Below are 24,654 nucleotides of genomic sequence, written 5' to 3'. Positions count from 1 at the left end.
TTGCATTGAAGCAGATGCGGCGGAAAAAACGTACAAGCAAAAGGCTATGGCCGCCGGTTCGCTTATAGCTTGAGGCCCAGAATACTCAGGTCCAGATAGTCGCAAACCGCAGCCGGCGTGGCCTGCTCCAGGCGCGGCACATAACCCAGGCAGGGTGCCGGCAGGCGCTCGGCCAGGGTGGCCAGATTGTCCTCCAGGCGCGAGGTGTGCGGGTCGACCAGGTTGGCCACCCAACCGGCCAACGGCAGGCCGTCACGCAGGATCGCCTCGGCGGTGAGCAGCGCCTGGTTGATGCAGCCTAAGCGTACGCCGACGACCAGAATCACCGGCAGCTTCAAGGCCAGCGCCAGGTCCGACAGCGCCGCCTGCCCGGCCAGCGGCACGCGCCAGCCGCCCGCACCTTCGACCAGGGTAAAGTCCGCACGCTTGTCCAGAATCGCCTGCACCGGCCCTTGCAGCGCGACAACATCCAGCAATACACCGGCTTCGCGGGCGGCCAGGTGCGGAGCAATCGCCGGCTCGAAGGCCAGTGGATTGACCTCCTCGTAGCGTAGCGCCAGGGTGCATTCGCCAAGCAGCGCCAGGGCGTCGTCATTGCGCAGACCGTCCGCCGTGCGCACACAACCGGAAGCCACCGGCTTGGCCGCGGCCGTGGACAACCCGGCCAGCCGCGCGGCATGCAGCAGGCCGGCGGCGATGGTGGTCTTGCCGATTTCCGTATCGGTGCCGGTGACGAAAAAAGCAGCGCTCATAGCAACTCCATCGCGACAGGTTTTGCCGGCTCTTTAGCCAGGATCGGGGTATCGGTGCCGGTAACAAAGAAGGCTGCACTCATCTGGAAGCTTCCTTACGCAATACGCCGTAGACCACCTGATAGGTCGCCGGCAGCCCCTGTGGCTGGCGGAAGCGTTCATAGGCATCGAGCAGCGCCAGCATGCGCGCCCGCCCGGTCAGACCGCCCGGCCGGCCGGGGTTGAGGTTATGTGCACCCAAAGCTTTCAGTTCATGGGTCAGGCTGCGCAGGTCCGGGTAGTACAAGGTTTCCGGGGCTACCTGCAGGCTCAGCCGCGTCAGGCCGCTGCCGGCGCACAGGCGCTGATAATCCTCGAAGCGGCGAAAGCGATTGACGTGAACAAAGCCATCCACCGCCTGCCAGCTGTCACGCAGCTCCTGCAGGGTGCCGACACACAGACTGCTAAAGGCCAGCACGCCGCCAGGGCGCAGCACGCGCTCGGATTCGCTCAGCACGGCGGAAAAATCTGCACACCACTGCAAGGCCAGGCTAGAAAACAGCAGGTCGCAGGATGCATCGCGCAGCGGCAGGCGCTCGGCATCGCCGGCAATAAACTGTTGCGCGCCGCCCAGTGGCCGGGCGTGGCGCAGCATGCCTTCGGCGATATCCAGGGCCACGCCCTGGCTGGCCGGAAAACGTTCGCCCAGGGCGCGGCTGAAATGGCCGGTGCCGCAGCCCAGATCCAGCCAACGCTCAGGCGTAATGGCAGCGGGCAACCGGGCCAGCAACTGCTGGCCGACACTGCGCTGCAAGGCGGCCACGCTGTCGTAGCTGTCGGCGGCACGGGAGAACGAGGCGGCTACCTGGCGTTTGTCCGGCAGGCCGCCTGCCTGGAAGGCTTCACTCATCGGCAAGCCTCGACGTAGGGTGCGCCGTGCGCACCATAGATCCAGCACGCTTGGTGCGCACGGCGCACCCTACAACATCAGTCATCGCCGGCCTCGTGCAGAAAGACCTGGATCGCCGCCGCCACTTCATGGGGGCGCTCCAGAACGAAGGCATGGCTGGCGTGATCAATCAGGCCGATCTCGACATCCGGCAACAGCGCCAGCAGCGCCTGCGCGGCGCTCGCGGGGACCAGGGCATCCTGAGCGGCGAATAGATGCAGCTGCGGGCCGACAAAGGCCTGCAACGCGGCCCGCGTATCCAGAGCTGCCAGCAGATCCAGGCCGGCCAGCAGCGCGGCGGATTGCGGCTGCGGAGCCGCGCCCAGCAGCTGCCGCGACAGGCCGCGAGCATCCGTCGCGCCCTGGGCGCAGAGCAGGGCAAAACGCTTCAGGGTCATGGCGGCATCGGCTGCGCAACCCTGGCGAAACGCCGCAAAGGTGTCCCCCGCCATGGCCGCCGGCCAATCCGACTCGGCGACAAAGCGCAGATTGCTGGCCAGTGTCAGCAGACCGCTGCAGCGTTCGCCCCGGCGCGCCGCCAGTTCGGCCGCGAGCATACCGCCCAAAGACCAGCCGCCGAGCCAGGCGTCCTGCGCCAGATTGGCGTCCAGCTCCTCCAGCCAGTCGGCCGGGTCGCTTGAATCCAGCGGCGGCAGGGGTTCGATCTGCACATGCAGGCGCGGATCGAGGCCGCGCAAGGCTTCGGCCAGCGGTTCCAGGGGCGCGCTGCCGAGTCCCCAGCCGGGCAGCAGAATCAGCCGATCACGCATGGCCGGCATCCTCAGCCGTCAGCAGCGGCCAGCACTCGGCCAGGGCTTCGAGCAGCAGTTCCAGCTGCGCCAGGCTATGGGCGGCGGACAGGGTCACCCGCAAGCGCGCACTGCCGGCCGGCACGGTCGGCGGACGGATCGCGGTGACCAGCAGGCCGCGCTCGCGCAGCAGCTGCGACAGCTGCAGGGCTCGGCCGCTGTCGCCGATCAGGATCGGCTGGATCGGCGTGGCACTGCCCATCAACTCAAGGCCGATGGCCTGGGCACCTTGGCGAAAGCGCTTGATCAGAGCGTTCAGGTGCTCGCGCCGCCAATGCTCGCTGCGCAGCAACTCCAGGCTTTTCAACGTGGCGCAGGCCAAGGCCGGTGGCTGACTGGTGGTGTAGATATAGGGCCGGGCGAACTGCACCAACGTCTCGATCAGCTCCTCGCTGCCAGCGACAAAGGCCCCGGCGGTACCGAAGGCCTTGCCCAGGGTGCCGACCAGCACCTGCACATCGTCGACGCCCAGGCCGAAGTGCTCGACGATGCCGCCGCCGCTGGCACCGAGCGGGCCGAAACCGTGGGCGTCGTCGACCATCACCCAGGCATTGGCGCGGCGCGCTTCGGCGCACAGTGTCGGCAGGTCGGCCAGGTCGCCGTCCATGCTGAATACGCCGTCGGTCACCACCAGGGTATTGCCCATGCCCTTGCGCAGACGGTTGGCCAGGCTCACGGCGTCATTGTGCAGATAGCGGGAAAAGCGCGCGCCGGACAGCAGGCCCGCATCCAGCAACGAGGCATGGTTAAGGCGATCTTCCAGCACCGTATCGCCTTGCCCAACCAGTGCGGTGACCGCACCTAGATTGGCCATATAGCCGGTGGAAAACAGCAGCGCCCGCGGCCGACCGGTGAATTCGGCGAGCGCTTCTTCCAGCTGGTGATGCGGCGTGCTGTGGCCGATCACCAGATGCGAGGCACCGCCACCGACACCCCATTTCTGCGCGCCGGCGCGCCAGGCTTCGATCACCTGCGGATGATTGGCCAGACCGAGGTAGTCGTTGGAGCAAAACGCCAGCAGCTCACGGCCATCGACCTGTACCACTGGGCCCTGCGGGCTTTCCAGCAATGGACGCTGGCGATAGAGCTGGGCGGCGCGGCGCTCGGCAAGGCGAGTGGATAGATCGAAAGACATATGCATACCTGTAGGAGCCAGCTTGCTGGCGATCAGCGGCAAACGAGATCGCCAGCAAGCTGGCTCCTACATAAACAGCGGTTTATGCCGAGGCGGCGTTATAGAACAGCTTGGAATCGCGCTGCTCGACCAGCGCCTGCTCGATGGCGGCCTGGTGCACTTCGTCGGCATGCTCATGGCGCTCTTCCGGCTTGATGCCGAGGCGGGCGAACAACTGCATGTCCTTGCCGGCCTGGGGGTTGGCGGTGGTCAGCAGTTTTTCGCCGTAGAAGATCGAGTTGGCACCGGCGAAGAAGGCCAGGGCCTGCATCTGCTCGTTCATCGCCTCGCGCCCGGCGGACAGGCGCACGTGGGACTGCGGCATCATGATCCGCGCCACGGCGAGCATGCGGATAAAGTCGAAGGGGTCGACATCCTGCTCGTCGGCCAGCGGCGTGCCCTGCACTTTCACCAGCATATTGATCGGCACACTCTCCGGATGCTCCGGCAGGTTGGCCAGCTGGATCAGCAGACCGGCGCGGTCGTCCAGCGACTCGCCCATGCCGAGGATGCCGCCGGAGCAGATCTTCATCCCCGAGTCGCGGACATAGGCCAGGGTTTCCAGGCGCTCGCCGTAGGTGCGGGTGGTGATGATATTGCCGTAGAACTCCGGCGAGGTATCCAGGTTGTGGTTGTAGTAGTCCAGACCGGCAGCGGCCAGGGCGGCAGTCTGTTCCTTGTCGAGTTTGCCCAGGGTCATGCAGGTTTCCAGGCCCAGGGCCTTGACGCCCTCGACCATCTTCAGCACATAGGGCATGTCCTTGGCCGAGGGGTGCTTCCAGGCCGCGCCCATGCAGAAGCGGGTGGAACCGATGGCCTTGGCCTCGGCGGCCGCTTCCAGCACCTTCTGCACTTCCAGCAGTTTTTCCTTTTCCAGACCGGTGTTGTAGTGGCCGGATTGCGGGCAGTACTTGCAGTCTTCCGGACAGGCACCGGTCTTGATCGACAGCAGGGTCGAGACCTGCACGCGGTTCTGGTCGAAGTGCGCGCGGTGCACGGTCTGCGCCTGGAACAGCAGGTCGTTGAAGGGTTGCTCGAAGAGCGCCTTGACCTCGGTGAGGGTCCAGTCGTGACGCAGGTTGGCGGCGGTGGTTGCGCTCATCGGTAATTCCTTATTGTTGGCTGCGCCCTGCTAGATTCAGCAGACGCGACACGGATGTTCGGCATAGTTATGGAAGGCTTATGCGCTGTCAACCCAGCAAGAGCAACCAGGTTTACAATTGGTTAAAAAACAAACAGCACTGCCTGCTCTGCGACGAAGCCGCAGACGGCGCGCTGGCCATCTGCACCAGCTGCGAAGCCGAGCTGCCCTGGCTGGGCGGGCATTGCCAGGTCTGCGCCCTGCCGCTGCCCAGTCACGGCCTGGTGTGCGGTGCCTGCCTGAAGAAGCCGCCGAGCTTCAGCAGGGTCGAAGTGCCCTGGCGCTATGCCTTTCCCATCGACAGCCTGATCACCCGGTTCAAGCATCAGGCCAGGTGGCCATTGGGACGTCTGCTCGGTGAGCTTTTGTCACAGCATTTGCTGCACGCCTTCGATGAGGGGCTGCCGCGCCCCGACCTGTTGCTGCCCGTGCCCCTGGCCAGCCGCCGGCAACGCCAGCGCGGCTTTAACCAGGCGACGATGCTCGGCCAATGGCTGAGCACCTCCCTGCAACTGCCCTGGCAGGACGCCTGGCTGCAACGAATTATCGATACGCCGGCGCAGCAGCAACTGGATGCCGCCACACGCAAACGCAACCTGCGCAAGGCCTTTGCCCTGGCACCGGGCAGCGCAATCAGCGGCCTGCAGATAGCCTTGGTCGATGACGTGCTGACCACCGGCGCAACGGCCGAGAGCCTGGCGCGCCTGTTAAACAAGGCCGGCGCGGCGCGGGTCGATGTGTATTGCCTGGCGCGCACGCCGAAGCCAGGGGACTAACACCCGATTCGCGGTGATGGGTATCGCTGCGCTCGACCACATCCTGCGGCGCGCCCAAACACCGCCCGCCCCTATAGAAGCGTTACACTCTGCGGCCAACTGTCCGGAGTCGCCCATGTCCCATCCATTTGCCGCACTCACACCCGACCTGGTGCTGGATGCCGTGGAGAGCATCGGCTACCTCAGCGACGCCCGCGTGCTGGCGCTCAACAGTTACGAGAACCGCGTCTATCAAGTCGGCATCGAGGACGAGACGCCGCTGATCGCCAAGTTCTACCGCCCGGATCGCTGGACCGACGCGGCGATTCGCGAGGAGCACAGTTTCACCTTCGAGCTGGCCGAGTGCGAAGTGCCGGTAGTCGCGCCCCTGGTGCGCGATGGCGAAACCCTGTTCGAGCACGCCGGCTTTCGCTTCGCCCTGTTCCCGCGGCGCGGCGGCCGTGCGCCGGAGCCGGGCAACCTCGACCAACTGTATCGCCTCGGCCAGCTGCTCGGCCGCTTGCATGCAGTCGGCTCGCTGCGCCCCTTCGCCCATCGCGAAGCCTTGCAGGTGAGCAACTTCGGCCACGCCTCCCTGACCACCCTGCTGGACGGCAATTTTATTCCGCGCAGCCTGCTGCCGGCCTACGAGTCGGTGGCCCGCGATCTGCTCAAGCGCCTGGATGCGCTGTTCGCCGCCAACCCGGTAAAAGCCATCCGCCTGCATGGCGACTGCCACCCCGGCAACCTGCTGTGCCGCGACGACACCTTCCATATGGTCGACCTCGACGACTGCCGCATGGGCCCCGCCGTGCAGGACCTGTGGATGATGCTGGCCGGCGAGCGCCATGAGCGCCTCGGCCAATTGTCCGAGCTGATGGACGGCTACCAGGAGTTTCACGACTTCAACCCCCGCGAACTGCCACTGATCGAAGGCCTGCGCAGCCTGCGCCTGATGCATTACAGCGCCTGGCTGGCGCGGCGCTGGGACGATCCGGCGTTCCCCATCAGCTTTCCCTGGTTCGGCAGCGAACGCTACTGGGGCGAGCAGATCCTGATCCTGCGCGAGCAGCTGGCGGCCCTGGATGAAGAGCCGCTGCGGCTGTTTTAAGGGCCAATTGCGTAGGCCTTATGTTTCCCATGTAGGAGCGACCACTACAGTTAGCCGTTGTGCCGTAACGTCTTTGTTACAGCCAAGCGGCCTCTGGCACTGAAGAAAATCCTGCCCACCCAGACAAGCCCGCGCCGCGCCGACTAGAATCCCAGGTCTTTAGTTAGCAGCCTAAGCAAGGACCCTGCATGGCCACCGCCAACCCGCGCCGCGGGTATATTCTCGGCCTGACCGCCTACATCATCTGGGGCCTGTTCCCACTCTATTTCAAAGCCATTCAGGGCGTGCCGGCGCTGGAGATCATCGTCCATCGCGCGCTCTGGTCGGCGCTGTTCGGCGCGCTGCTGCTGCTGGCATGGAAGCATCCCGGCTGGCTGCGCGAACTGCGGAGCAACCCCAGACGCTTCGCCGTGCTGGCCCTGAGCGGTGTGCTGATCGCCAGCAACTGGCTGGTATACGTGTGGGCGGTGAACAACGAGCGCATGCTCGAAGCCAGCCTGGGCTACTACATCAACCCGCTGGTCAATGTGCTGCTGGGCATGCTGATCCTCGGCGAGCGCCTGCGCCGCTTGCAATGGCTGGCGGTAGGCCTGGCCGCCCTCGGCGTGGCACAGCAGGTGTGGCAACTGGGCAGCCTGCCCTGGGTGTCCCTGGTACTGGCACTGACCTTCGGTTTCTACGGGCTGATCCGCAAACAGGCACCGGTCGCCGCCCTGCCCGGCCTGGTGGTGGAAACCTGGCTGCTGTTGCCGCTGGCGCTTGGCTGGTTGCTGCTGAACCCGGCGGCGATGAGCACCCAGGCCGACTTCTGGGGCACCCCGGAGGCTCTCTGGCTGATCGCCGCCGGGCCGATCACCCTGGTGCCGCTGGTGTGTTTCAACGCCGCCGCCCGCCATCTGCCCTACACCACCCTGGGCTTTCTGCAGTACCTCGCGCCGACCCTGGTACTGCTGCAGGCGATCTTCCTGTTCGACGAGCACTTCGCCCCCAGTACCCTGCTGGCCTTTATCTGCATCTGGGCCGGCCTGGCGCTCTACAGCCTGGATGCCTGGCTCAGCCTGCGTAAACGTCAGGCGGTCTAAAAACGGCTGAATGCTGCATGGCGGTATCAGGGGCATGGGTAGGGTGCGCCGTGCGCACCAACTCTGGGTCGAACTTCAACTTCAGCGGCGGATTCCTGGTGCGCACGGCGCCCCCTAAGAAGCCCGGCCCCCTTAGCGGCGCTGGCCAAGGGCAACAGGGAATCGACTAAAAAACAACCAGCTCCACGCAGCGGGCGCAACGCCTGGCCTGCAGCCAGTTGCCCCCGGCTTATCCACAGAAGCATCCCCGGCCTTTGTGCACAACCAGCGGCTAAGTGCTTAAAAAATAAGCACTTAGCAAAAAGCCCCGGGACACTAGGTCGTGCCCCGGGGCTCCTCATGCTACCCACAGAGTTATCCACACGGAGCGTGGATAAACCCCAGCGCTACTCCTCGGCCTGCAGCTTTAGCTCCACCATCAGGTCATCGGCCAGGGTTTCCAGGTGCGCCTGCAGCTGCTCCAGGCTCAGGCTCTGCGGTACCGCCAGCAAGGCCTGGGCCTGGAACAGCAGCTCACCGCTCATGGGCGCAGGAACCACTTCGGTCTGCAGGCTTTCCAGGTTGACCCCATGGCTGCTGAGCAGACGGGTGATATCGCGCACGATTCCCGGGCGATCGTTGCCCACCAGCTCCAGGCGCAGCGATCGCCAGGTGCTCGGCGGTGCGCTGCCGCCGGCCACGACCAGCACGCGAATACCCTCGCTCTGCAGGGCCTCGAGGGCGTCGACCAATGCCGAATGCGAGCCCAGCGGTACATCGACCCGCAGGATCCCGGCGAACTGCCCGGCCATACGCGACATGCGGCTCTCCAGCCAGTTGCCACCATGTGCGCCTATGCACTGGGCGATGCGTTCGACCAGGCCAGGCTGGTCCTGGGCGATTACCGTCAATACCAGATGATCCATATTCAACTCCTTGTTCGCTGGCCGCTCAGGGCAGCCCCAGCCAGTAGGTATAAAACACCTCATCGCGCACATAACCGAGACGCTCGTAGAGGGCCTGTCCTGGCAGATTGCTCTTTGCCGTCTCCAACTGCAAACCGCAGGCACCGCTGACCTCGGCATGCGCCCGGGCGGCATTCATCAGCGCCTCGCCGATGCCCTGGCGACGCGCCGCCTCGCTCACATAAAGATCGCTCAACAACCAGGCCGGTTCCAGCGCCAGGGAGGAGTAAAACGGGTAGAGCTGGACGAAGCCGCAGGCCACGCCCTGGTCATCGCGGGCCAGCAGAAGGGTCGAGTCGCTACGGCGCAGGCGGGCGGCGAGAAAGTCCCGTACCGTCGCCAGGGGCTTGTCCACCTGATAGAAAGTCAGATAGCCGGCAAACAGCGCGGCCAGTTCGTCGAGATCGGCCGCAGTGGCCGCCTGTATGGGCATGGGTCAGCACTCCAGGGAAGGGCCACAGCAGTATAGCCAGAGCCCCCCGAGGCTGGAGCCGAACGCATCAGACAATAAGTTGTGTACTGCTTTTTAACTTATATGAAACAATAATTAAAATTTACCGCGACAATTCACCGCATGTAGTGACCGCAAAGCACTTCTTGGTCGCCGAGCGACGCGCACCCACTGATTTTCCCCGGATCTTGATGTAGTATGCCGCGCCTCGGACTACATGACTTATTTCCCATGTCCGACGCGGCTATTGAGTAGAGCTGAGCAGAGTGAGGCAAGTGATGACTGAACGCGTTCAAGTAGGCAGCCTGCAGGTTGCCAAAGTGCTGTTCGACTTCGTGAATAACGAAGCCATCCCCGGTACCGGCATCGCTGCCGAGAAATTCTGGGCGGGTGCCGAGACGGTCATCAATGACCTGGCCCCGAAAAACCGCGCCCTGCTCGCCAAGCGCGACCAGCTCCAGGCGCAGATCGACGCCTGGCACCAGGCGCGTCAAGGCCAGGCCCACGATCCGGTCGCCTACAAGGCCTTCCTTGCCGAAATCGGCTACCTGCTGCCGGAACCGGCCGACTTCCAGGCCACCACCCAGAACGTCGACGACGAGATCGCCCGCCTGGCCGGCCCGCAGCTGGTCGTGCCGGTGATGAACGCGCGCTTTGCTCTCAACGCCTCTAACGCCCGCTGGGGCTCGCTGTACGATGCCCTGTACGGCACCGACGTGATCAGCGAAGAAGGCGGTGCCGAGAAGGGCCGCGGCTATAACAAGGTCCGTGGTGACAAGGTCATCGCCTTCGCCCGCGCCTTCCTCGACGAAGCCGCGCCGCTGGCTGCCGGCTCCCACGTCGACTCCACCGCTTACCGCATCGAAGCCGGCAAGCTGGTCGTCGGCCTCAAGGGCGGCAGCAACAGCGGCCTGCGTGACGACGCGCAACTGGTCGGTTTCCAGGGCGACGCCGCCGCTCCGATCGCCGTGCTGCTCAAGCACAACGGCCTGCATTTCGAAATTCAGATCGACGCCAGCACCCCGGTCGGCCAGACCGACGCTGCCGGCGTTAAAGACGTGCTGATGGAAGCCGCGCTGACCACCATCATGGACTGCGAAGACTCGGTCGCCGCCGTCGATGCCGACGACAAGGTGGTGGTCTACAAGAACTGGCTGGGCCTGATGAAAGGCGACCTGGCCGAAGAAGTGGCCAAGGGCGGCAGCACCTTTACCCGCACCATGAACCCGGACCGGGTCTACACCCAGGTCGACGGCGGCGAGCTGACCCTGCACGGGCGCAGCCTGCTGTTTATCCGCAACGTCGGCCACCTGATGAGCAACCCGGCGATTCTCGATGCCCAGGGCAACGAAATCCCCGAAGGCATCCAGGACGCGCTGTTCACCAGCCTGATCGCCATCCATAACCTGAATGGCAACACCAGCCGCAAGAACACCCGCACCGGCTCGGTCTACATCGTCAAGCCGAAGATGCACGGCCCGGAAGAAGTCGCATTCACCAGCGAAATATTCGGTCGCGTCGAAGACGTCCTCGGACTGACTCGCAACACCCTGAAAGTCGGCATCATGGACGAGGAGCGCCGCACTACCGTCAACCTCAAGGCGTGCATCAAGGCCGCCAGCGAGCGCGTGGTGTTTATCAACACCGGCTTCCTCGACCGTACCGGTGACGAAATCCACACCTCCATGGAAGCCGGTGCCGTCGTGCGCAAGGCCGCCATGAAGGCCGAGAAGTGGATCGCTGCCTACGAGAACTGGAACGTCGACATCGGCCTGGCCACCGGCCTGCAAGGCCGTGCGCAGATCGGTAAAGGCATGTGGGCTATGCCCGACCTGATGGCCGGCATGCTCGAGCAGAAGATCGCTCACCCACTGGCCGGTGCCAACACCGCCTGGGTACCGTCGCCGACCGCCGCCGCGCTGCATGCGTTGCACTACCACAAGGTCGACGTGTTCGCCCGTCAGGCCGAACTGGCCACACGTGAGCGCGCCTCCATCGACGATATCCTCAGCATTCCGTTGGCGCAGAACACCAACTGGACGCCTGAGGAAGTGCAGAACGAACTGGACAACAATGCCCAGGGCATCCTCGGTTACGTGGTGCGCTGGATCGACCAGGGCGTTGGCTGCTCCAAGGTGCCGGATATCAATGACGTCGGCCTGATGGAAGACCGCGCCACCCTGCGCATCTCCAGCCAGCTGCTGGCCAACTGGTTGCGCCACGGCATCGCCACTGAGGAGCAGATCGTCGCCAGCCTCAAGCGTATGGCCCCGGTGGTTGACCGTCAGAACGCCAGCGACCCGCTGTACCGTCCGCTGGCACCGAACTTCGACAGCAACATCGCCTTCCAGGCCGCTCTGGAACTGGTGGTCGAAGGTGCCAAGCAGCCGAACGGCTACACCGAGCCGGTACTGCACCGCCGCCGCCGCGAGTTCAAGGCCGCCAACGGCCTGTAACCCGCAGCTGCTGCACCAAAAAAACCGCCCTTCGGGGCGGTTTTTTTATGGTGATACCCCCGTAGCAAATGGCCGCAAGGCGTAGGGTGCGCTGTGCGCACCAACTCCGGCGGCAAATGGCTGGTGCGCACGGCGCACCCTACGAAATCGTGCTGCACGCGCGTCTAGACTTATGTCCAATGGACCAGGTGACAGAAGCGGCCGATTATCTCCATACAGCCAACTCCCGAGACCGCCCATGAGCACAGCGGACGCATTCGCCCAGGCAGGCAAGACGGCGGTGCTGCAGAACATCCACGGCACCATGGAGTTCCTGCAGAAGTTCCCGCCGTTCAACCAGATGGATACGGCCCACCTGGCCTATCTGGTGGAAAACTGCCAGCTGCGTTTCTACGGCTCCGGCGAAACCATCATCAAGCCGGACGACGGCCCGGTCGAACACTTTTATATCGTCAAGCAGGGCCGCGTGCACGGCGAGCGACCACATTCGGCACGGCGCGGCACCGAGACTACCTTCGAGATTACCAGCGGCGAATGCTTCCCCCTGGCCGCGCTGATCGGCGAGCGCGCCACCCGCACCGAGCACCTGGCCGCCGAAGACACCTTCTGCCTGCTGCTGGGCAAAGCCGCGTTTATCAAGCTGTTCGCCCTGTCCAACCCACTGCGCGACTTCGCCCTGCGTGGGGTCAGCAGCCTGCTCGACCAGGTCAACCAGCAGGTGCAGATGCGTGCGGTGGAAACCCTCGGCGCGCAGTATTCCCTGGACACCCGCCTGGGCGTGCTGGCGATGCGCAACCCGATCAGCTGCGCGCCGGATATGCCGCTGCGCGATGCGGTCAAGCTGATGCACGAACAGCAGGTCGGCAGCATCGTCATAGTCGATCCGGCCCTCAAACCCCTGGGCATCTTCACCCTGCGCGACCTGCGCCGGGTGGTAGCCGACGGCGTCGATCTGACCCAGCCCATCGACCGCCTGATGACCCAGTCACCCTTCCACCTGCCGCCGGATGCCAGCGCCTTCGATGCAGCGATGGCCATGACCGAGCGGCATATCGCCCACGTCTGCCTGGTCGAGCATAACCAGCTGTGCGGAGTGATTTCCGAGCGCGACCTGTTCAGCCTGCAGCGCGTCGATCTGGTCCATCTGGCGCGCACCATTCGCCACGCCGGGCGGGTCGAGACCCTGGCGGCGCTGCGCAGCGATGTGCGCCAACTGGTCGATAGCATGCTCGCCCACGGTGCCAGCTCGACCCAGATCACCCAACTGATCACTCTGCTCAACGACCACACCGTGTGCCGGGTCATCGAACTGACTTTGGAAGACCTCGGCGATCCTGGCGTGCCCTTCACCTGGCTGGTGTTCGGCAGCGAAGGACGCAGCGAACAAACCCTGCACACCGATCAGGACAACGGCATCCTGTTCGAAGCCGCAGACGCCAGCGAGGCCGCAGCCATTCGCGCGCGCCTGCTGCCCCTGGCTCACGAGATCAACCTGCGCCTGGCGCAGTGCGACTTCAGCCTGTGCAAGGGCAATATCATGGCCGGCAACCCCGAGCTGTGCCTGTCGCGCCAGGAATGGACCAGGCGCTTCAGCAACTTTGTGCTGGAAGCCACCCCGGAAAATCTGCTGGCTTCGAGCATCTACTTCGACCTGCGCGCGGTCTGGGGTGAGCCCCAGGGCTGCGAGCAACTGCGCCAGGGTCTGCTCCAGCAGGTGGCCGGCAATATCCTGTTCCAGCGCATGATGGCCGAGAACGCCCTGCGCCAGCGCCCGCCGGTCGGCATGTTTCGCGACTTCGTGGTGGCCCGCAAAGGGGCCGAAAAAGACACCCTGGACCTCAAGGTGCAGGGCCTCACGCCCTTTGTCGACGGTGCCCGCCTGCTGGCCCTGGCCCATGGCGTGGAGGCCTGCAACACCCTGGAACGCCTGCGCGCGCTAAGCAGCCAAGGCGTGATCGAGGCCCAGGACGGCGCGGCCTACGAAGAGGCCTACCACTATATCCAGCAGGCGCGCATGCAGCAGCATCAGCTGCAGGCGCGCAATGACCAGCCCTACTCCAACCGCGTCGATCCGGATCACCTCAATCATCTGGACCGGCGTATCCTGCGTGAATCCTTCCGCCAGGCGCAGCGCCTGCAAAGCAGCTTGGCGCTGAGGTATCAGCTATGAGCAAATTCACCTGGTTTACCGGGCGTGGCCCGGCCCTGACCCACAGCCAACTGGAACGCCTGCGCCTGCTCAGCGAACCAACCGAGTTCGATGAGCGCAGCCTGCGCCAGCAGCGTTTCGTCGTTCTCGACCTGGAAACCAGCGGCCTGAACATGCGCCGCGACCAGGTGCTGTCGATCGGCGCGGTGGTGATCGAAAACGGGGCCATCGACCTTAGCCGGCAGTTCGAGTGCACCCTGCAGCGCGAAGGCCATCGGGCCAGCGCCAGCACCCTGATCCATGGCATCGCCCCCAGCGAAATTGCCAACGGCGTCGAGCCGGTCGAGGCCCTGCTGAACTTTATGGAGTTTGTCGGCGACAGCCCGCTGCTGGCCTTCCACGCAGAATTCGACCAGCGCATGCTGGCCCGCGCCCTCAAGCAGAGCCTGGGCTATCGCCTGCGCCACGCCTTCTTCGATGTCGCCGAGATCGCCCCACTGGTCTGCCCCCAGGCCAAGCTGAACCACGCCGGGCTGGACGACTGGACCCGGCATTTCGGCCTGCAGGTGCAACAACGCCACCACGCCAGCGCCGACGCCCTGGCCACCGCCGAACTGGCCCTGATCCTGTTCAGCAAGGCCCGCCAGCAGGACCTCGACAACCTGCCGGCGCTGCTACAGCAACTCAACAGCCGCCGCCGCCAGCTCGCGCACTCGATGTAAACGGCACTGTCCCAATGATGGGTTGAATAGCGGGATTCAGACCTGAGTCCGTCCAGCAGAGGCGGCAACCAATATTGGTGCGCACGGCGCACCCTACGACCCCCAAGCCTTCTCGCACTCAGTGGCAATAGCCGAAGCAACAGGCTATTAAAGCCCTACCCTCGCTGGAACGGGCCCTACCTATCCCGTAGGGTGCGCCGCGCGCACCAACCTTCTTCGGGCACGCACCACAGGCAAAAAACCACTCTCACCCTCTCAGCCGCGCACGGCCTACAGATCGCGCATCAACAGGCCGTATTCCAGCGACACATCCGCCGGCACCGGTAGGTACAGCACATGGCCGTCGCCGGGGGCTACGGTTACGGCCTGGCCCTGACGATTTTCCAGCTGTTTGAGGGGAAAGCGCAGGTTGCCCTGGGGCGTCATCAGTTCCAGGCCATCGCCGACGGCGAAGCGGTTCTTCACCCGCACTTCGGCCAGTTCGCCACGGCGCTCGCCGGTCAACTCGCCGACAAACTGCTGCTGTTCGGAGACCGAGCTGCCGCGCTCGTAATTCTGATACTCGTCGTGCACATGGCGGCGCAGAAAACCCTCGGTGTAGCCACGGTGGGCCAGGGATTCCAGGGTGCTCATCAGGCTCTGGTCGAACGGCCTGCCGGCCACGGCATCATCGATGGCCTTGCGGTACACCTGGGCGGTGCGCGCCACATAGTAGTGGGACTTGGTCCGGCCCTCGATCTTCAGCGAGTGCACACCCATGCGTACCAGGCGCTCGACGTGCTGCACCGCGCGCAGGTCCTTGGAATTCATGATGTAGGTGCCGTGCTCGTCCTCGTAGGCGGCCATCTGCTCGCCGGGGCGGCTGGCATCTTCCAGCAGAAACACCTGATCGGTGGGCGCGCCCACGCCCAGGGTCGGCTCGGCGATCTGCACGATCTCGCCCAGCTCGTTCTCGCGAGCCGCCTCGGCCTGGTACTGCCAGCGGCAGGCGTTGGTGCAGCTGCCCTGGTTGGGGTCGCGTTTGTTGATATAGCCCGACAGCAGGCAGCGCCCGGAATAGGCCATGCACAGCGCGCCGTGGACGAACACCTCCAGCTCCATGCCCGGCACCTCGTGGCGGATCTCGGCGATCTCCTCCAGCGACAGCTCCCGGGACAGGATCACCCGGGAGAGCCCCTGCCGCTGCCAGAATTTGACGCTGGCCCAGTTCACCGCGTTGGCCTGCACCGACAGGTGAATCGGCATCTGCGGGAAGTGTTCGCGCACCAGCATGATCAGCCCGGGGTCGGACATGATCAGCGCATCCGGGCCCATCAGCACCACGGGCAGCAGGTCGCGCAGAAAGGTCTTCAGTTTGGCGTTATGCGGCGCGATATTGACCACCACATAGAACTGCTTGCCCTGGGCGTGGGCCTCGCGGATGCCCGCTTCCAGATTGGCGTGATCGAACTCGTTGTTGCGCACCCGCAGGCTGTAGCGCGGCTGCCCGGCATACACCGCATCCGCGCCGTAGGCGAAGGCGTAACGCATGTTCTTCAGGGTGCCGGCGGGTGACAGCAGTTCAGGGTGGCTATAGGTGGAGGTGGCGGGGGAGGTGGCCATAAACCGCGGGCTCGGAAATCCAGGGGGATGGGATTCTAGAGAGCCGGCCGGCCAGCCGCATTGATCTGGGTCTATGCCAGCGCCTGCGACGCCAAATCGAGGCAGGCGGCATAAGGCATAGGCTGTTACTGCAAAAGCCCTGAACCCGAACCGCGAATCAGGGACCTATCTCAATCCATTGGCTACTGGCAGACCTGCAGGTAGAGCTCATCATCCTTGGCAATGCGCTTCAGCTGATCCAGCAGTGGCTTTTTCTCTGCGTCCAGGGGCAGCAGTTCCGTCGTGGCGCAATTAAGCAGATGGGGCTGATGGCTGACGCGATCGACATGCTGCTTTTCAAAGCGGTACAGGTTAAAGGCTACGACATCACGACCCGCAGCATCCTGACGCAGCAGACTCTTGCTATCGAGTACGGTAAAGGCGGTGGTCATCGGCCAGTAGAATGTCCAGGGCCGCCAGAACACCTCGCCGGTTTCACTGGCCACCAGCACCGACTCCGCCGGCTGCCTCTGCAGTTGGTGGTCGAACCAGGAGTACTCGTAGTAAATCTGGTAGCTGAGCATGCCCAAACCGCCAAACGCGGGGATGATCCACTTGGGCAAGCGGTTGCCCGTCAGTTTGCGCAGCAGCATGGCAATGCCAGCCGCCCCCAGCCCCGACACCACGATGGCAAGTATTGTCCACAGCATTGACTCACTCCCGAAATAGAACGGGCCTCCCAAGGAGGCCCGCTGGTAAGACCCTGATCAAAGATGATCGGGGGGATTATGCTTAGTGGCTCAACGCGCCACCAGCACCTTTGGGAGTACGCACGCTTTCTACCAGGTCCTGAATCTCCTGCGGCGGAGCGGTAGTGACCATCGCCACGGCATAGGCTACTCCGAAGTTGATCACAGCACCCACGGTACCGATGGACAGCGGCGAGATGCCGAACATCCAGTTATCCGGGGTGTTGGCGAAGGTCGCCGTGCCAGGGATGAAGAACCAACCCAGGTACAGGAAGATGTAGACGACGGTGAACACCAGGCCGACCAGCATGCCGGCAATAGCGCCCTTGTCGTTTACCCGCTTGGAGAAGATGCCCATCATCAACGCAGGGAACAGCGTGGCCGCGGCTATACCGAAGGCCAGCGCCACCACCTGCGCCGCAAAGCCAGGCGGATTGAGCCCCAGCCAGGTGGCCAACAGGATGGCAACCGCCATGGAGATCCGCGCAGCGCGCATTTCCCCCTTCTCGCTGATCTTGGGATTGATCATGTTCTTGATCAGGTCATGACTCACGGCCGAGGAAATGGCCAGCAACAGACCAGCAGCCGTCGACAACGCCGCGGCAATTGCACCTGCTGCGATCAGACCGATAACCCAGCTCGGCAGGTTGGCAATTTCCGGGTTGGCCAGTACCAGAATATCGTTGTTAACGGTCAACTCGTTGCCCTGCCAGCCGCGAGTTTCAGCGGTCGGGGTGAAGGCCGGGGCAGCATCGTTGTACAGCTGAATGCGACCGTCAGCATTCTTGTCTTCCCACTTGATCAGACCGGTGGTTTCCCAGGTCTTGACCCACTCCGGACGCTCTTCATACGCCAGCGCTGGAGCTTCGGCACCCTGCGGATAAACAGTGGTCAGCAGGTTCAGACGCGCCATGGACGCCACAGCCGGCGCGGTGAGGTAGAGCAGGGAGATAAACACCAGGGTCCAGCCAGCCGACCAACGGGCGTCGGCGACTTTCGGCACGGTGAAGAAGCGAATGATCACGTGCGGCAGGCCGGCCGTACCAATCATCAGCGACAGGGTAAAGAGCACCATGTTCAGCTTGTTGCTGACATCGGCGGTGTAGTCGGTAAAGCCCAGATCCGCGACGACTTCATTGAGTTTCTGCAGCAGCGGCATACCCGACTCGGCATGCTCGCTGAACATGCCGAACATCGGAATCGGATTGCCCGTCAGTTGCAGGGAGATGAATACCGCAGGGATGGTGTAGGCGATGATCAGTACTACGTACTGGGCAACCTGGGTGTAGGTAATGCCCTTCATCCCACCGAACACCGCGTAGCAGAACACCACGCCGGCAGCGATCCAGATACCGGTGGAGTTGCTCACTTCGAGGAAGCGCGAGAACGCCACGCCGGCACCGGCCATCTGACCGATCACATAGGTGACGCAGATGATGATCAGGCAGACCACTGCAGCCAGGCGTGCACCGTTGCTGTAGAAGCGATCACCGATAAAGTCCGGCACGGTGAACTTGCCGAACTTGCGCAGGTACGGTGCCAGCAGCATGGCCAGCAGCACATAGCCGCCGGTCCAGCCCATCAGGAAAGTTGAGTTGGCATAACCGCCGGCGGCGATCAGGCCTGCCATGGAAATAAAAGACGCCGCGGACATCCAGTCGGCTGCCGTGGCCATGCCGTTGGTGACGGGGTGAACACCACCGCCGGCGACATAGAACTCCTTGGTCGAGCCGGCGCGTGCCCAGACAGCGATGCCGAAGTAGAGCGCGAAGGAGGCCCCCACAAACAGCATATTGATTACAAACTGGCTCATGGGTTATTCCTCGACACCGAATTGTTTATCGAGTTTGTTCATTTTCCAGGCGTAGAAGAAAATGATCACGACAAAGGTGATGATCGACCCTTGCTGGGCGAACCAGAATCCAAGGTCGGTACCGCCGACAGAAATGCCTGCCAGCATGGGTCGAAGAAGTATGGCGAAGCCGTAAGACACCAGGGCCCAGACAATCAGGCTCCAGGTAATCAGCCGAACATTCGCCTTCCAGTACGCTGCAGCGTTAGCTTGATCAGAAGTCATAAACTCCTCCGGTTATTGTTATTCTCATGCACCCTCAAGCTAGCAGCAGGCCAGCGTGGTCGACAGCTAGACATTGGTATTAGCCGCCTGATACCGCCTACACCGGTGCTTGCACTGCGCTCTGAATCCGCCGCCCCGCACCCGAATGCTCGCCATTCCAGCAGCCTCGCCCAACTCCCATTTGATAATGGTTATCTATATCACTACCATGCACGACTTTATCCGTTAGCCTCCCAATCACTACTCAAGGACCACGAAATGCGGTGCCTAGCCGTACCTCTGTTCGCCATCCCGGCCCTCGCCTGTCAGTTCAGCCTGGCCGCCCAGAACGCCCCACAGACACCGCTGACCCTGGAGGGCATGCAGATCATCGCCCCCTCCGAGCAAGCCGATGGCCCCGTGGATGGCTACCGCGCCACCCGCTCGATCAGCGCGACCCGCACCGACACGCCGCTGCGCGAGATTGCCCAGTCGATCAGCGTGGTCCCCGCGCAAGTGCTGCAGGACATCGGCGCAACACGCCTGGAAGACGCCCTCGACTACGCCGGTGGCGTGGAGCGCGGCAACAACTTCGGCGGCCAGGGGCTGACCGAGTTTCTTATCCGCGGCTTCAGCAGCCAGGAGTTCTACCGCAACGGTTTTGCGGTCAATCGCGGCTACCCGAACATGCCGGACGCCAACAGCATCGAACGTATCGAGGTGCTGCGCGGCCCGGCCGCCATGCTCTATGGCCGCGGCGATCCCGGTGGCACCTTCAACATCGTCAGCAAGCAGCCCCAGGCGCAACGGCGCACGGTGCTGGGCAGCCAGATCAACAGCGAGGGGCTGCACCGCGGCACCCTGGACACCACCGGCGCGCTGGATGAGAGCGCGACATTCACCTACCGCCTGAATCTGCTGGCCGAAGGCAATGACAGCTTCCGCGACCATGTCGAGGGCGAACGCTACAACGTCGCGCCCGTGCTGCGCTGGCAGCTCAGCGACGTCACCGCGATCACGCTCGAAGGCGACTATCTGCACAACCGTCACCCCCTCGATCGCGGCGTCACCCGCTACGCCAATCAGCAAGGCAAGCTGCCGCGCGAGCGCTTTCTCGGCGAGGAGTCCGCCGGCAAGCTGAGCAACGAGAACGCCACCACCCAGTTACGCATCGAACACCTGCTCGATGACAACTGGACCCTGCGCGGCGGCGTGCAATACCTCGACGGTAAAATCCACGGCGGTGCCGTGGAAAACAACGGCCTGGCCGCCGACGGCCGCAGCGTGGGGCGCAACTACAGCCAGCGCTGGCTGAACTGGAACGATGTCAACGCCCAGGCCAATGCCGAAGGTCACTTCAATACCGGCGGTTTCGCCCACACCCTGCTGCTGGGCGTGGAATACGACAAGTTCAACTACAACTCGCTGATCCAGCGTTCCGCTGGCGGCGTCGGCGACTTCCCCCTCGACCTCTACGACCCGGCCTACGGCCAGCCGCTGCCGGCACTGAGCCGCACCACCACGCACGACAGCGAGCGGCTCGAATCCTACGCGTTTTACCTGCAGGATCAGATCGAGCTGACCGAGCGTCTGAAGCTCCAGCTGGGTGCGCGCCTGGAGCGCTTCGAGCAGAGCTACGTGAACAAGCTGTCCGCCGCCGGCGACTGGGATCAGGCGCACAACGCGGTCTCGCCGCGCTTCGGCCTGATCTACGACCTCAGCGACGAACTGGCGGTGTTCGCCAATACCTCGCGTTCGTTCAAACCCAATCGCGGAGCCGATCGCCTCGGGGATGCCTTCGATCCGGAGCAAGGCGTCGCCCATGAGGTCGGCATCAAGTACGACCTGGCCGAGCGCAACCTGAGCCTCACCGCCGCGCTGTTCCATATCACCAAGGAAAACGTGCTGACCAGCGACCCGCTGGACAGCACCCGCAGCATCGCCGCCGGCGAAGTACGCAGCCGCGGCTTCGACATCAGCCTGGCCGGCAACATCACCCCGCAATGGCGAGTGATCGGCGGCTATGCCTATGTCGATGCCGAGGTGACCGAGAGCAGCAGCGCGACCATGCCGGTCGGCACCCGTCTGGGCAACGTGCCACGGCACAGCTTCAACCTGCTGGATACCTACGAGTTCGATGCCGGCCCGCTGAGCGGTCTCGGTCTGGGCATCGGCATGAAATACGTCGGCGCACGCCAGGGTGCTAGCACTAACACCGCCTTCGACATGGACGCCTACAGCGTGGTCGACCTGCTTGCCTACTACCCGCTGAGCGAGAAGGTGCGGCTCAACCTCAACCTCAACAACCTGTTCGATGAAGAGTACGAGGAGCGCGCCTGGGGCAACATCTGGGCCTATCCGGGCGCGCCACGCACACTGCAGGCCGGCATCTCGATCAGCCTGTAACCACCGCCTGGGCATGCCTGGCGCGGGCACTTAGCGGGTCACTCGAAAGCCCGGTGGATGGCGGCCGCCATCCACCGCTACGGCAGCTTCACGGCCCTTCTCCCGCCCAGGCAAAACGCCATTAAGCCCCTCTCCTTCCCCGCCCTACGCCCCCGGAAATGGCCACGCAGAGGATGTGCCGCGGCACTTGCCGCGCGCAGCATCGCCTGACAGCAAAAAACTCAGGACGACGCCATGCACAGAATCGGATTGCCGCGCTATCTGCTCAGCCTGCTGCTCGGAGGTCTGGCCAGCACGGCCGCTGCCGAGCCGCTCGACCCCGGCCCCGACGAGGCCCTGCTGTATTACCAGCGCAGCGACAACGCCTACGCCGGCTGGGGCCTGCACCTGTGGAACACCCCGCAGTGCGCCGGCGTACGCGACGGCACCAGTTGGGAGCAGCCCCTGGCAGCGGCCGGCGTCGACCCCGCATACGGGGCCTGGTATCGCATCCCGCTGACCACCGATGCCGACTGCCTGAACCTGATCATGCACAAGGGCGACGACAAGGACCTGGGCGGCGACCTGGTCTGGCGCTTCGACGAGCTGGGCCGGCGGGCGTTCAGCCTGAGCGGCAGCGCGCAGCTGTCCGCCACCCCCATAGGCGGCGCCCCCCTGGCCATAGACGGTGCCCGCGCGCACTGGCTCGATCCGCACACCCTGGTGCTGCACGGCGGCAGCGCGGCGGCGCGGCTGGAGCTGCGTTACGCGCCGCAGGCGGATATCCGCATCGACGCCGAGCAGCGCAGCGTCAGCGGTGGCCAGGCCATCGCCCTGCGCCCCGGCAGCCTCAGCGCGGCGCTCCAGGCCAGGTTTCCACACCTGGCCGAGCAGCCCGCCTACCGCCTGGAGGCCGGGGCCAGGACCCTGCGCAGCGCCCTGAAGAGTCAGCTGCTGCTGCTCGCCTATGACCAGGACGAGCGCCTGATCAGCGCTACCCAGGTGCAGACACCCGGCGTGCTGGATAGCCTCTATGCCTACTCCGGCCCGCTCGGGGCCGAAGTCTCCGGCCACGATGTGCGCTTTCGCCTGTGGGCCCCGACCGCCCAGCGGGTACGCCTGCACGCCTTCGGCCGGGACAAACGGCTGCTCCCCGGTTTCCCCAGGGAGATGCGCGAGCGCCACGGCGTATGGACCTACAACGGCCCGAAAACCCTGGACCGCCAGTACTACCAGTACGAGGTCAGCGTTTATCACCCGGTCAGTGGCCGCATCGAGACCAGCCTGACCAGCGACCCCTATGCCCTCAGCCTGTCGCGCAACAGCCAGTACGCCCAGGTGGTCGACCTGGATGCCGCCGACCTCAAGCCCGCTGGCTGGGATGCGCTACTACCGCCACGCGCGGCCAAGCCTGAGGAACGGGTGATCTACGAAACCCATGTACGCGACTTCAGCGCCGCCGACAGCGCCCTGCCCGCCGCCCAGCGCGGCACCTACCTGGCCTTCAGTCAGGTGCAGAGCCGTGGCGTGCAGCACCTGCTCGAGCTGCGCCAGGCCGGGCTGACCGACGTGCAACTGCTGCCGGTGTTCGATATCGCCACGGTCGACGAAGACCCGACCCAGCGCGTCGACCTGGACGAGCCCTTCGCCAAGCTCTGCGCGCTATCCGCCAGTGCCCGGCGCAACTGGGCGGGCTACTGCAGTTCGGGAACCATCCGCGAGGTGCTGCAGGGCTTCGACCCGGCCGGCTCCGAAGCCCAGGCCCTGTACGCCGACCTGCGCGCCCTGGACGCCTTCAACTGGGGCTACGACCCCTTCCACTTCACGGTGCCGGAAGGCAGCTACGCCAGCGACGCCGAGGGCGTGCGACGCATCCGCGAGTTCCGCCATATGGTTCAGGCCCTGGCCCATCTCGGCCTGAATACGGTGATGGACGTGGTCTACAACCACACCCATGCCTCGGGCCTGGGCGAGCAGTCGGTGCTCGACAAGCTGGTCCCCGGCTACTACCACAGACGCGACCCGGTGAGCGGCGCGGTGGAGCGGTCCACCTGCTGCGACAACACCGCCTCCGAACACGTCATGATGGAAAAGCTGATGGTCGACTCGCTGCAGGTCTGGGCACGCGACTACAAGATCGGCGGCTTCCGCTTCGACCTGATGGGCCACCATATGCGCGGCAATCTGCTCAAGGCCTACCAGGCGGTGCGCAAGATCGACCGCAACACCTACTTCTACGGCGAAGGCTGGAATTTCGGCGAGGTGGCCAACGACGCCCGCGGTGTCAACGCCACCCAGGCGAATATGGCCGGCAGCGGCATCGGCACCTTCAACGACCGCCAGCGCGATGCCGTGCGCGGCGGCGGGCCTTTCGATGGCGGCGACAGCCTGCGGCGCAACCAGGGTTTCGCCAATGGCCTGTACGTGCGGCCCAACGAGCTCAATAGCGGCAGCGCCGCCGAGAAAGCCGAGCTGCTGAAATTGGCTGATCTGATCCGCGTCGGCATCGCCGGCGGGCTGCGCGACTATGCCTTCGAAAGTGCCGACGGTAGCCGCAAACGCGGCGGCGAGATCGACTACAACGGCCAGCCAGCCGCCTATACCCGCGACCCGCAGGAGACCGTCAACTACGTCTCCAAGCACGACAACCAGACCCTCTGGGACATCAACCAGTACAAGCTGGCCACCTCCCTGAGCAGCGCCGAACGGGTGCGCCTGCAGCTGCTCGGCCTGGCCGTACCCTTGCTGAGCCAGGGCGTGCCGTTCATTCACATGGGCTCGGAGATCCTCCGCTCCAAGTCCATGGAGCGCGACAGCTACGACTCCGGCGACTGGTTCAATGCGCTGGACTTCGGCTACCAGGACAATAACTGGAACAAGGGCTTGCCGCGCCAGGACAAGGACGGCGACAACTGGCCGCTGATCCGCCAGATCATCGCCGACCCCAACGCCAAACCGAGCAGCGCCGACATCCTCGCGGCCAAACGCCAGTTCCTCGAGCTGTTACAGATTCGCAGCAGCAGTCCGCTGTTCCAGCTCGCCAGCGCCAGGGAGATCGATACACGTCTGCGCTTCCACAATACCGGACCACAGCAGTTGCCCGGCGTGATCGCCTTCAGCCTGGACGACAGCCCGCAGGCCGGCCGCGATCTCGACCCCGAGCATCAGGCGCTGATGGTCGTCCTCAACGCCAGCCCCGAGCCGGTCAGCCTGCCCGCCGCCCTGCCCGGCTTCAGCCTGCACCCCGTGCTGCGCAACTCCAGCGATGGGCGCAACCGCGAGGCCAGGGTGGCGGACGGGCAGTTCCAGGTGCCCGGGCTGACCGTGGCGGTGTTCGTCCAGCCGCAGCAGAAGCGGCGCTAAGCGCTGGCTCGGCATTGTTGCGGCGACGCTTCGTAGGGGGCGGTGC

19 protein-coding genes are annotated in these 24,654 nt (G+C 64.4%); 8 read left to right on the top strand and 11 right to left on the bottom strand.

Translation table 11 applies throughout. The features are described 5' to 3' along the window. Positions 1-62: 62 nt before the first annotated feature. The 5 genes from bioD to bioB form a co-directional block, all read right to left on the bottom strand. Positions 63-752, bottom strand: a complete 690-nt coding sequence (gene bioD / locus AACY13_RS16155) for a dethiobiotin synthase (RefSeq protein WP_339462600.1) — start codon at positions 750-752, stop codon at positions 63-65. Positions 753-831: 79 nt separating this feature from the next. Then, positions 832-1,641, bottom strand: a complete 810-nt coding sequence (gene bioC, locus AACY13_RS16150; RefSeq protein WP_339462599.1) for a malonyl-ACP O-methyltransferase BioC — start codon at positions 1,639-1,641, stop codon at positions 832-834. Between the two features lie 77 nt (positions 1,642-1,718). Continuing rightward, a complete protein-coding gene (locus tag AACY13_RS16145) occupies positions 1,719-2,450 on the bottom strand; it encodes an alpha/beta fold hydrolase (RefSeq protein WP_339462598.1) in 732 nt (243 codons plus the stop codon). Continuing rightward, on the bottom strand, positions 2,443-3,624 hold the full coding sequence (gene bioF, locus AACY13_RS16140; RefSeq protein ID WP_339462597.1) for an 8-amino-7-oxononanoate synthase: 1,182 nt from the start codon (positions 3,622-3,624) through the stop codon (positions 2,443-2,445). The genes AACY13_RS16145 and bioF overlap by 8 nt, the downstream gene beginning before the upstream one ends. Positions 3,625-3,706: 82 nt before the next feature. Further along, positions 3,707-4,765: a biotin synthase BioB gene (gene bioB, locus AACY13_RS16135; protein ID WP_339462596.1), complete on the bottom strand. Its 1,059-nt coding sequence runs from the start codon at positions 4,763-4,765 to the stop codon at positions 3,707-3,709. 80 nt (positions 4,766-4,845) lie between these two features. Between bioB and AACY13_RS16130 the strand changes: the two genes are divergently transcribed. The 3 genes from AACY13_RS16130 (at position 4,846) to rarD (ending at position 7,752) form a co-directional block, all read left to right on the top strand. Next, positions 4,846-5,580 carry a ComF family protein gene (locus tag AACY13_RS16130; protein ID WP_339462595.1) on the top strand — a complete coding sequence of 245 codons (735 nt, stop codon included), beginning with the start codon at positions 4,846-4,848 and terminating at the stop codon, positions 5,578-5,580. 115 nt (positions 5,581-5,695) lie between these two features. Next, a complete protein-coding gene (locus AACY13_RS16125) occupies positions 5,696-6,670 on the top strand; it encodes a serine/threonine protein kinase (RefSeq protein ID WP_339462594.1) in 975 nt (324 codons plus the stop codon). A 188-nt stretch (positions 6,671-6,858) separates the two neighbouring features. Continuing rightward, positions 6,859-7,752 carry an EamA family transporter RarD gene (gene rarD, locus AACY13_RS16120; protein WP_339462593.1) on the top strand — a complete coding sequence of 298 codons (894 nt, stop codon included), beginning with the start codon at positions 6,859-6,861 and terminating at the stop codon, positions 7,750-7,752. Positions 7,753-8,138: 386 nt separating this feature from the next. Here rarD and AACY13_RS16115 read toward each other — a convergent pair whose 3' ends face one another. Both AACY13_RS16115 and AACY13_RS16110 read right to left on the bottom strand, forming a co-directional pair. After that, positions 8,139-8,657, bottom strand: a complete 519-nt coding sequence (locus AACY13_RS16115) for a glycine cleavage system protein R (RefSeq protein WP_339462592.1) — start codon at positions 8,655-8,657, stop codon at positions 8,139-8,141. Between the two features lie 25 nt (positions 8,658-8,682). Then, complete coding sequence (locus AACY13_RS16110; protein WP_339462591.1) at positions 8,683-9,129, bottom strand: GNAT family N-acetyltransferase; 447 nt, start codon at positions 9,127-9,129, stop codon at positions 8,683-8,685. A 296-nt stretch (positions 9,130-9,425) separates the two neighbouring features. Here AACY13_RS16110 and AACY13_RS16105 point away from each other — a divergent pair, with 296 nt between their 5' ends. From AACY13_RS16105 to AACY13_RS16095, 3 genes are all read left to right on the top strand, one after another. After that, positions 9,426-11,603: a malate synthase G gene (locus tag AACY13_RS16105; protein WP_339462590.1), complete on the top strand. Its 2,178-nt coding sequence runs from the start codon at positions 9,426-9,428 to the stop codon at positions 11,601-11,603. Between the two features lie 238 nt (positions 11,604-11,841). Further along, positions 11,842-13,773 carry a putative nucleotidyltransferase substrate binding domain-containing protein gene (locus tag AACY13_RS16100; RefSeq protein ID WP_339462589.1) on the top strand — a complete coding sequence of 644 codons (1,932 nt, stop codon included), beginning with the start codon at positions 11,842-11,844 and terminating at the stop codon, positions 13,771-13,773. Then, positions 13,770-14,474 carry a 3'-5' exonuclease gene (locus AACY13_RS16095; protein WP_339462588.1) on the top strand — a complete coding sequence of 235 codons (705 nt, stop codon included), beginning with the start codon at positions 13,770-13,772 and terminating at the stop codon, positions 14,472-14,474. Before AACY13_RS16100 ends, AACY13_RS16095 begins: the two co-directional genes overlap by 4 nt. 270 nt (positions 14,475-14,744) lie before the next feature. Here AACY13_RS16095 and trhP read toward each other — a convergent pair whose 3' ends face one another. The 4 genes from trhP to AACY13_RS16075 form a co-directional block, all read right to left on the bottom strand. After that, a complete protein-coding gene (trhP, locus tag AACY13_RS16090; protein WP_339462587.1) occupies positions 14,745-16,076 on the bottom strand; it encodes a prephenate-dependent tRNA uridine(34) hydroxylase TrhP in 1,332 nt (443 codons plus the stop codon). A 182-nt stretch (positions 16,077-16,258) separates the two neighbouring features. After that, on the bottom strand, positions 16,259-16,765 hold the full coding sequence (locus tag AACY13_RS16085; RefSeq protein ID WP_339462586.1) for a hypothetical protein: 507 nt from the start codon (positions 16,763-16,765) through the stop codon (positions 16,259-16,261). An 82-nt stretch (positions 16,766-16,847) separates the two neighbouring features. Beyond that, positions 16,848-18,617: a sodium:solute symporter family protein gene (locus AACY13_RS16080; RefSeq protein ID WP_339462585.1), complete on the bottom strand. Its 1,770-nt coding sequence runs from the start codon at positions 18,615-18,617 to the stop codon at positions 16,848-16,850. Between the two features lie 3 nt (positions 18,618-18,620). Next, entirely contained in the window at positions 18,621-18,881 is a 261-nt protein-coding gene (locus tag AACY13_RS16075) for a DUF4212 domain-containing protein (protein ID WP_339462584.1), read from the bottom strand. 258 nt (positions 18,882-19,139) lie between these two features. On the opposite strand from AACY13_RS16075, the gene AACY13_RS16070 reads away from it, so the two are divergent. Together AACY13_RS16070 and pulA are read left to right on the top strand one after the other, a co-directional pair. Then, the gene (locus AACY13_RS16070; protein ID WP_339462583.1) at positions 19,140-21,266 is read left to right on the top strand and encodes a TonB-dependent siderophore receptor; all 2,127 of its coding nucleotides are present in this window, start codon (positions 19,140-19,142) and stop codon (positions 21,264-21,266) included. Between the two features lie 234 nt (positions 21,267-21,500). Next, positions 21,501-24,608, top strand: coding sequence for a pullulanase-type alpha-1,6-glucosidase (gene pulA / locus AACY13_RS16065; protein ID WP_339462582.1), 3,108 nt, complete (start codon positions 21,501-21,503; stop codon positions 24,606-24,608). Positions 24,609-24,654 lie beyond the last annotated feature (46 nt).

The organism is Pseudomonas sp. EA_105y_Pfl2_R69, assembly GCF_963970915.1.
Classification (GTDB): domain Bacteria; phylum Pseudomonadota; class Gammaproteobacteria; order Pseudomonadales; family Pseudomonadaceae; genus Aquipseudomonas.
The sequence above is the reverse complement of the archived record's forward strand: the minus strand, read 5'-3'. Positions and strand labels throughout refer to the sequence as shown.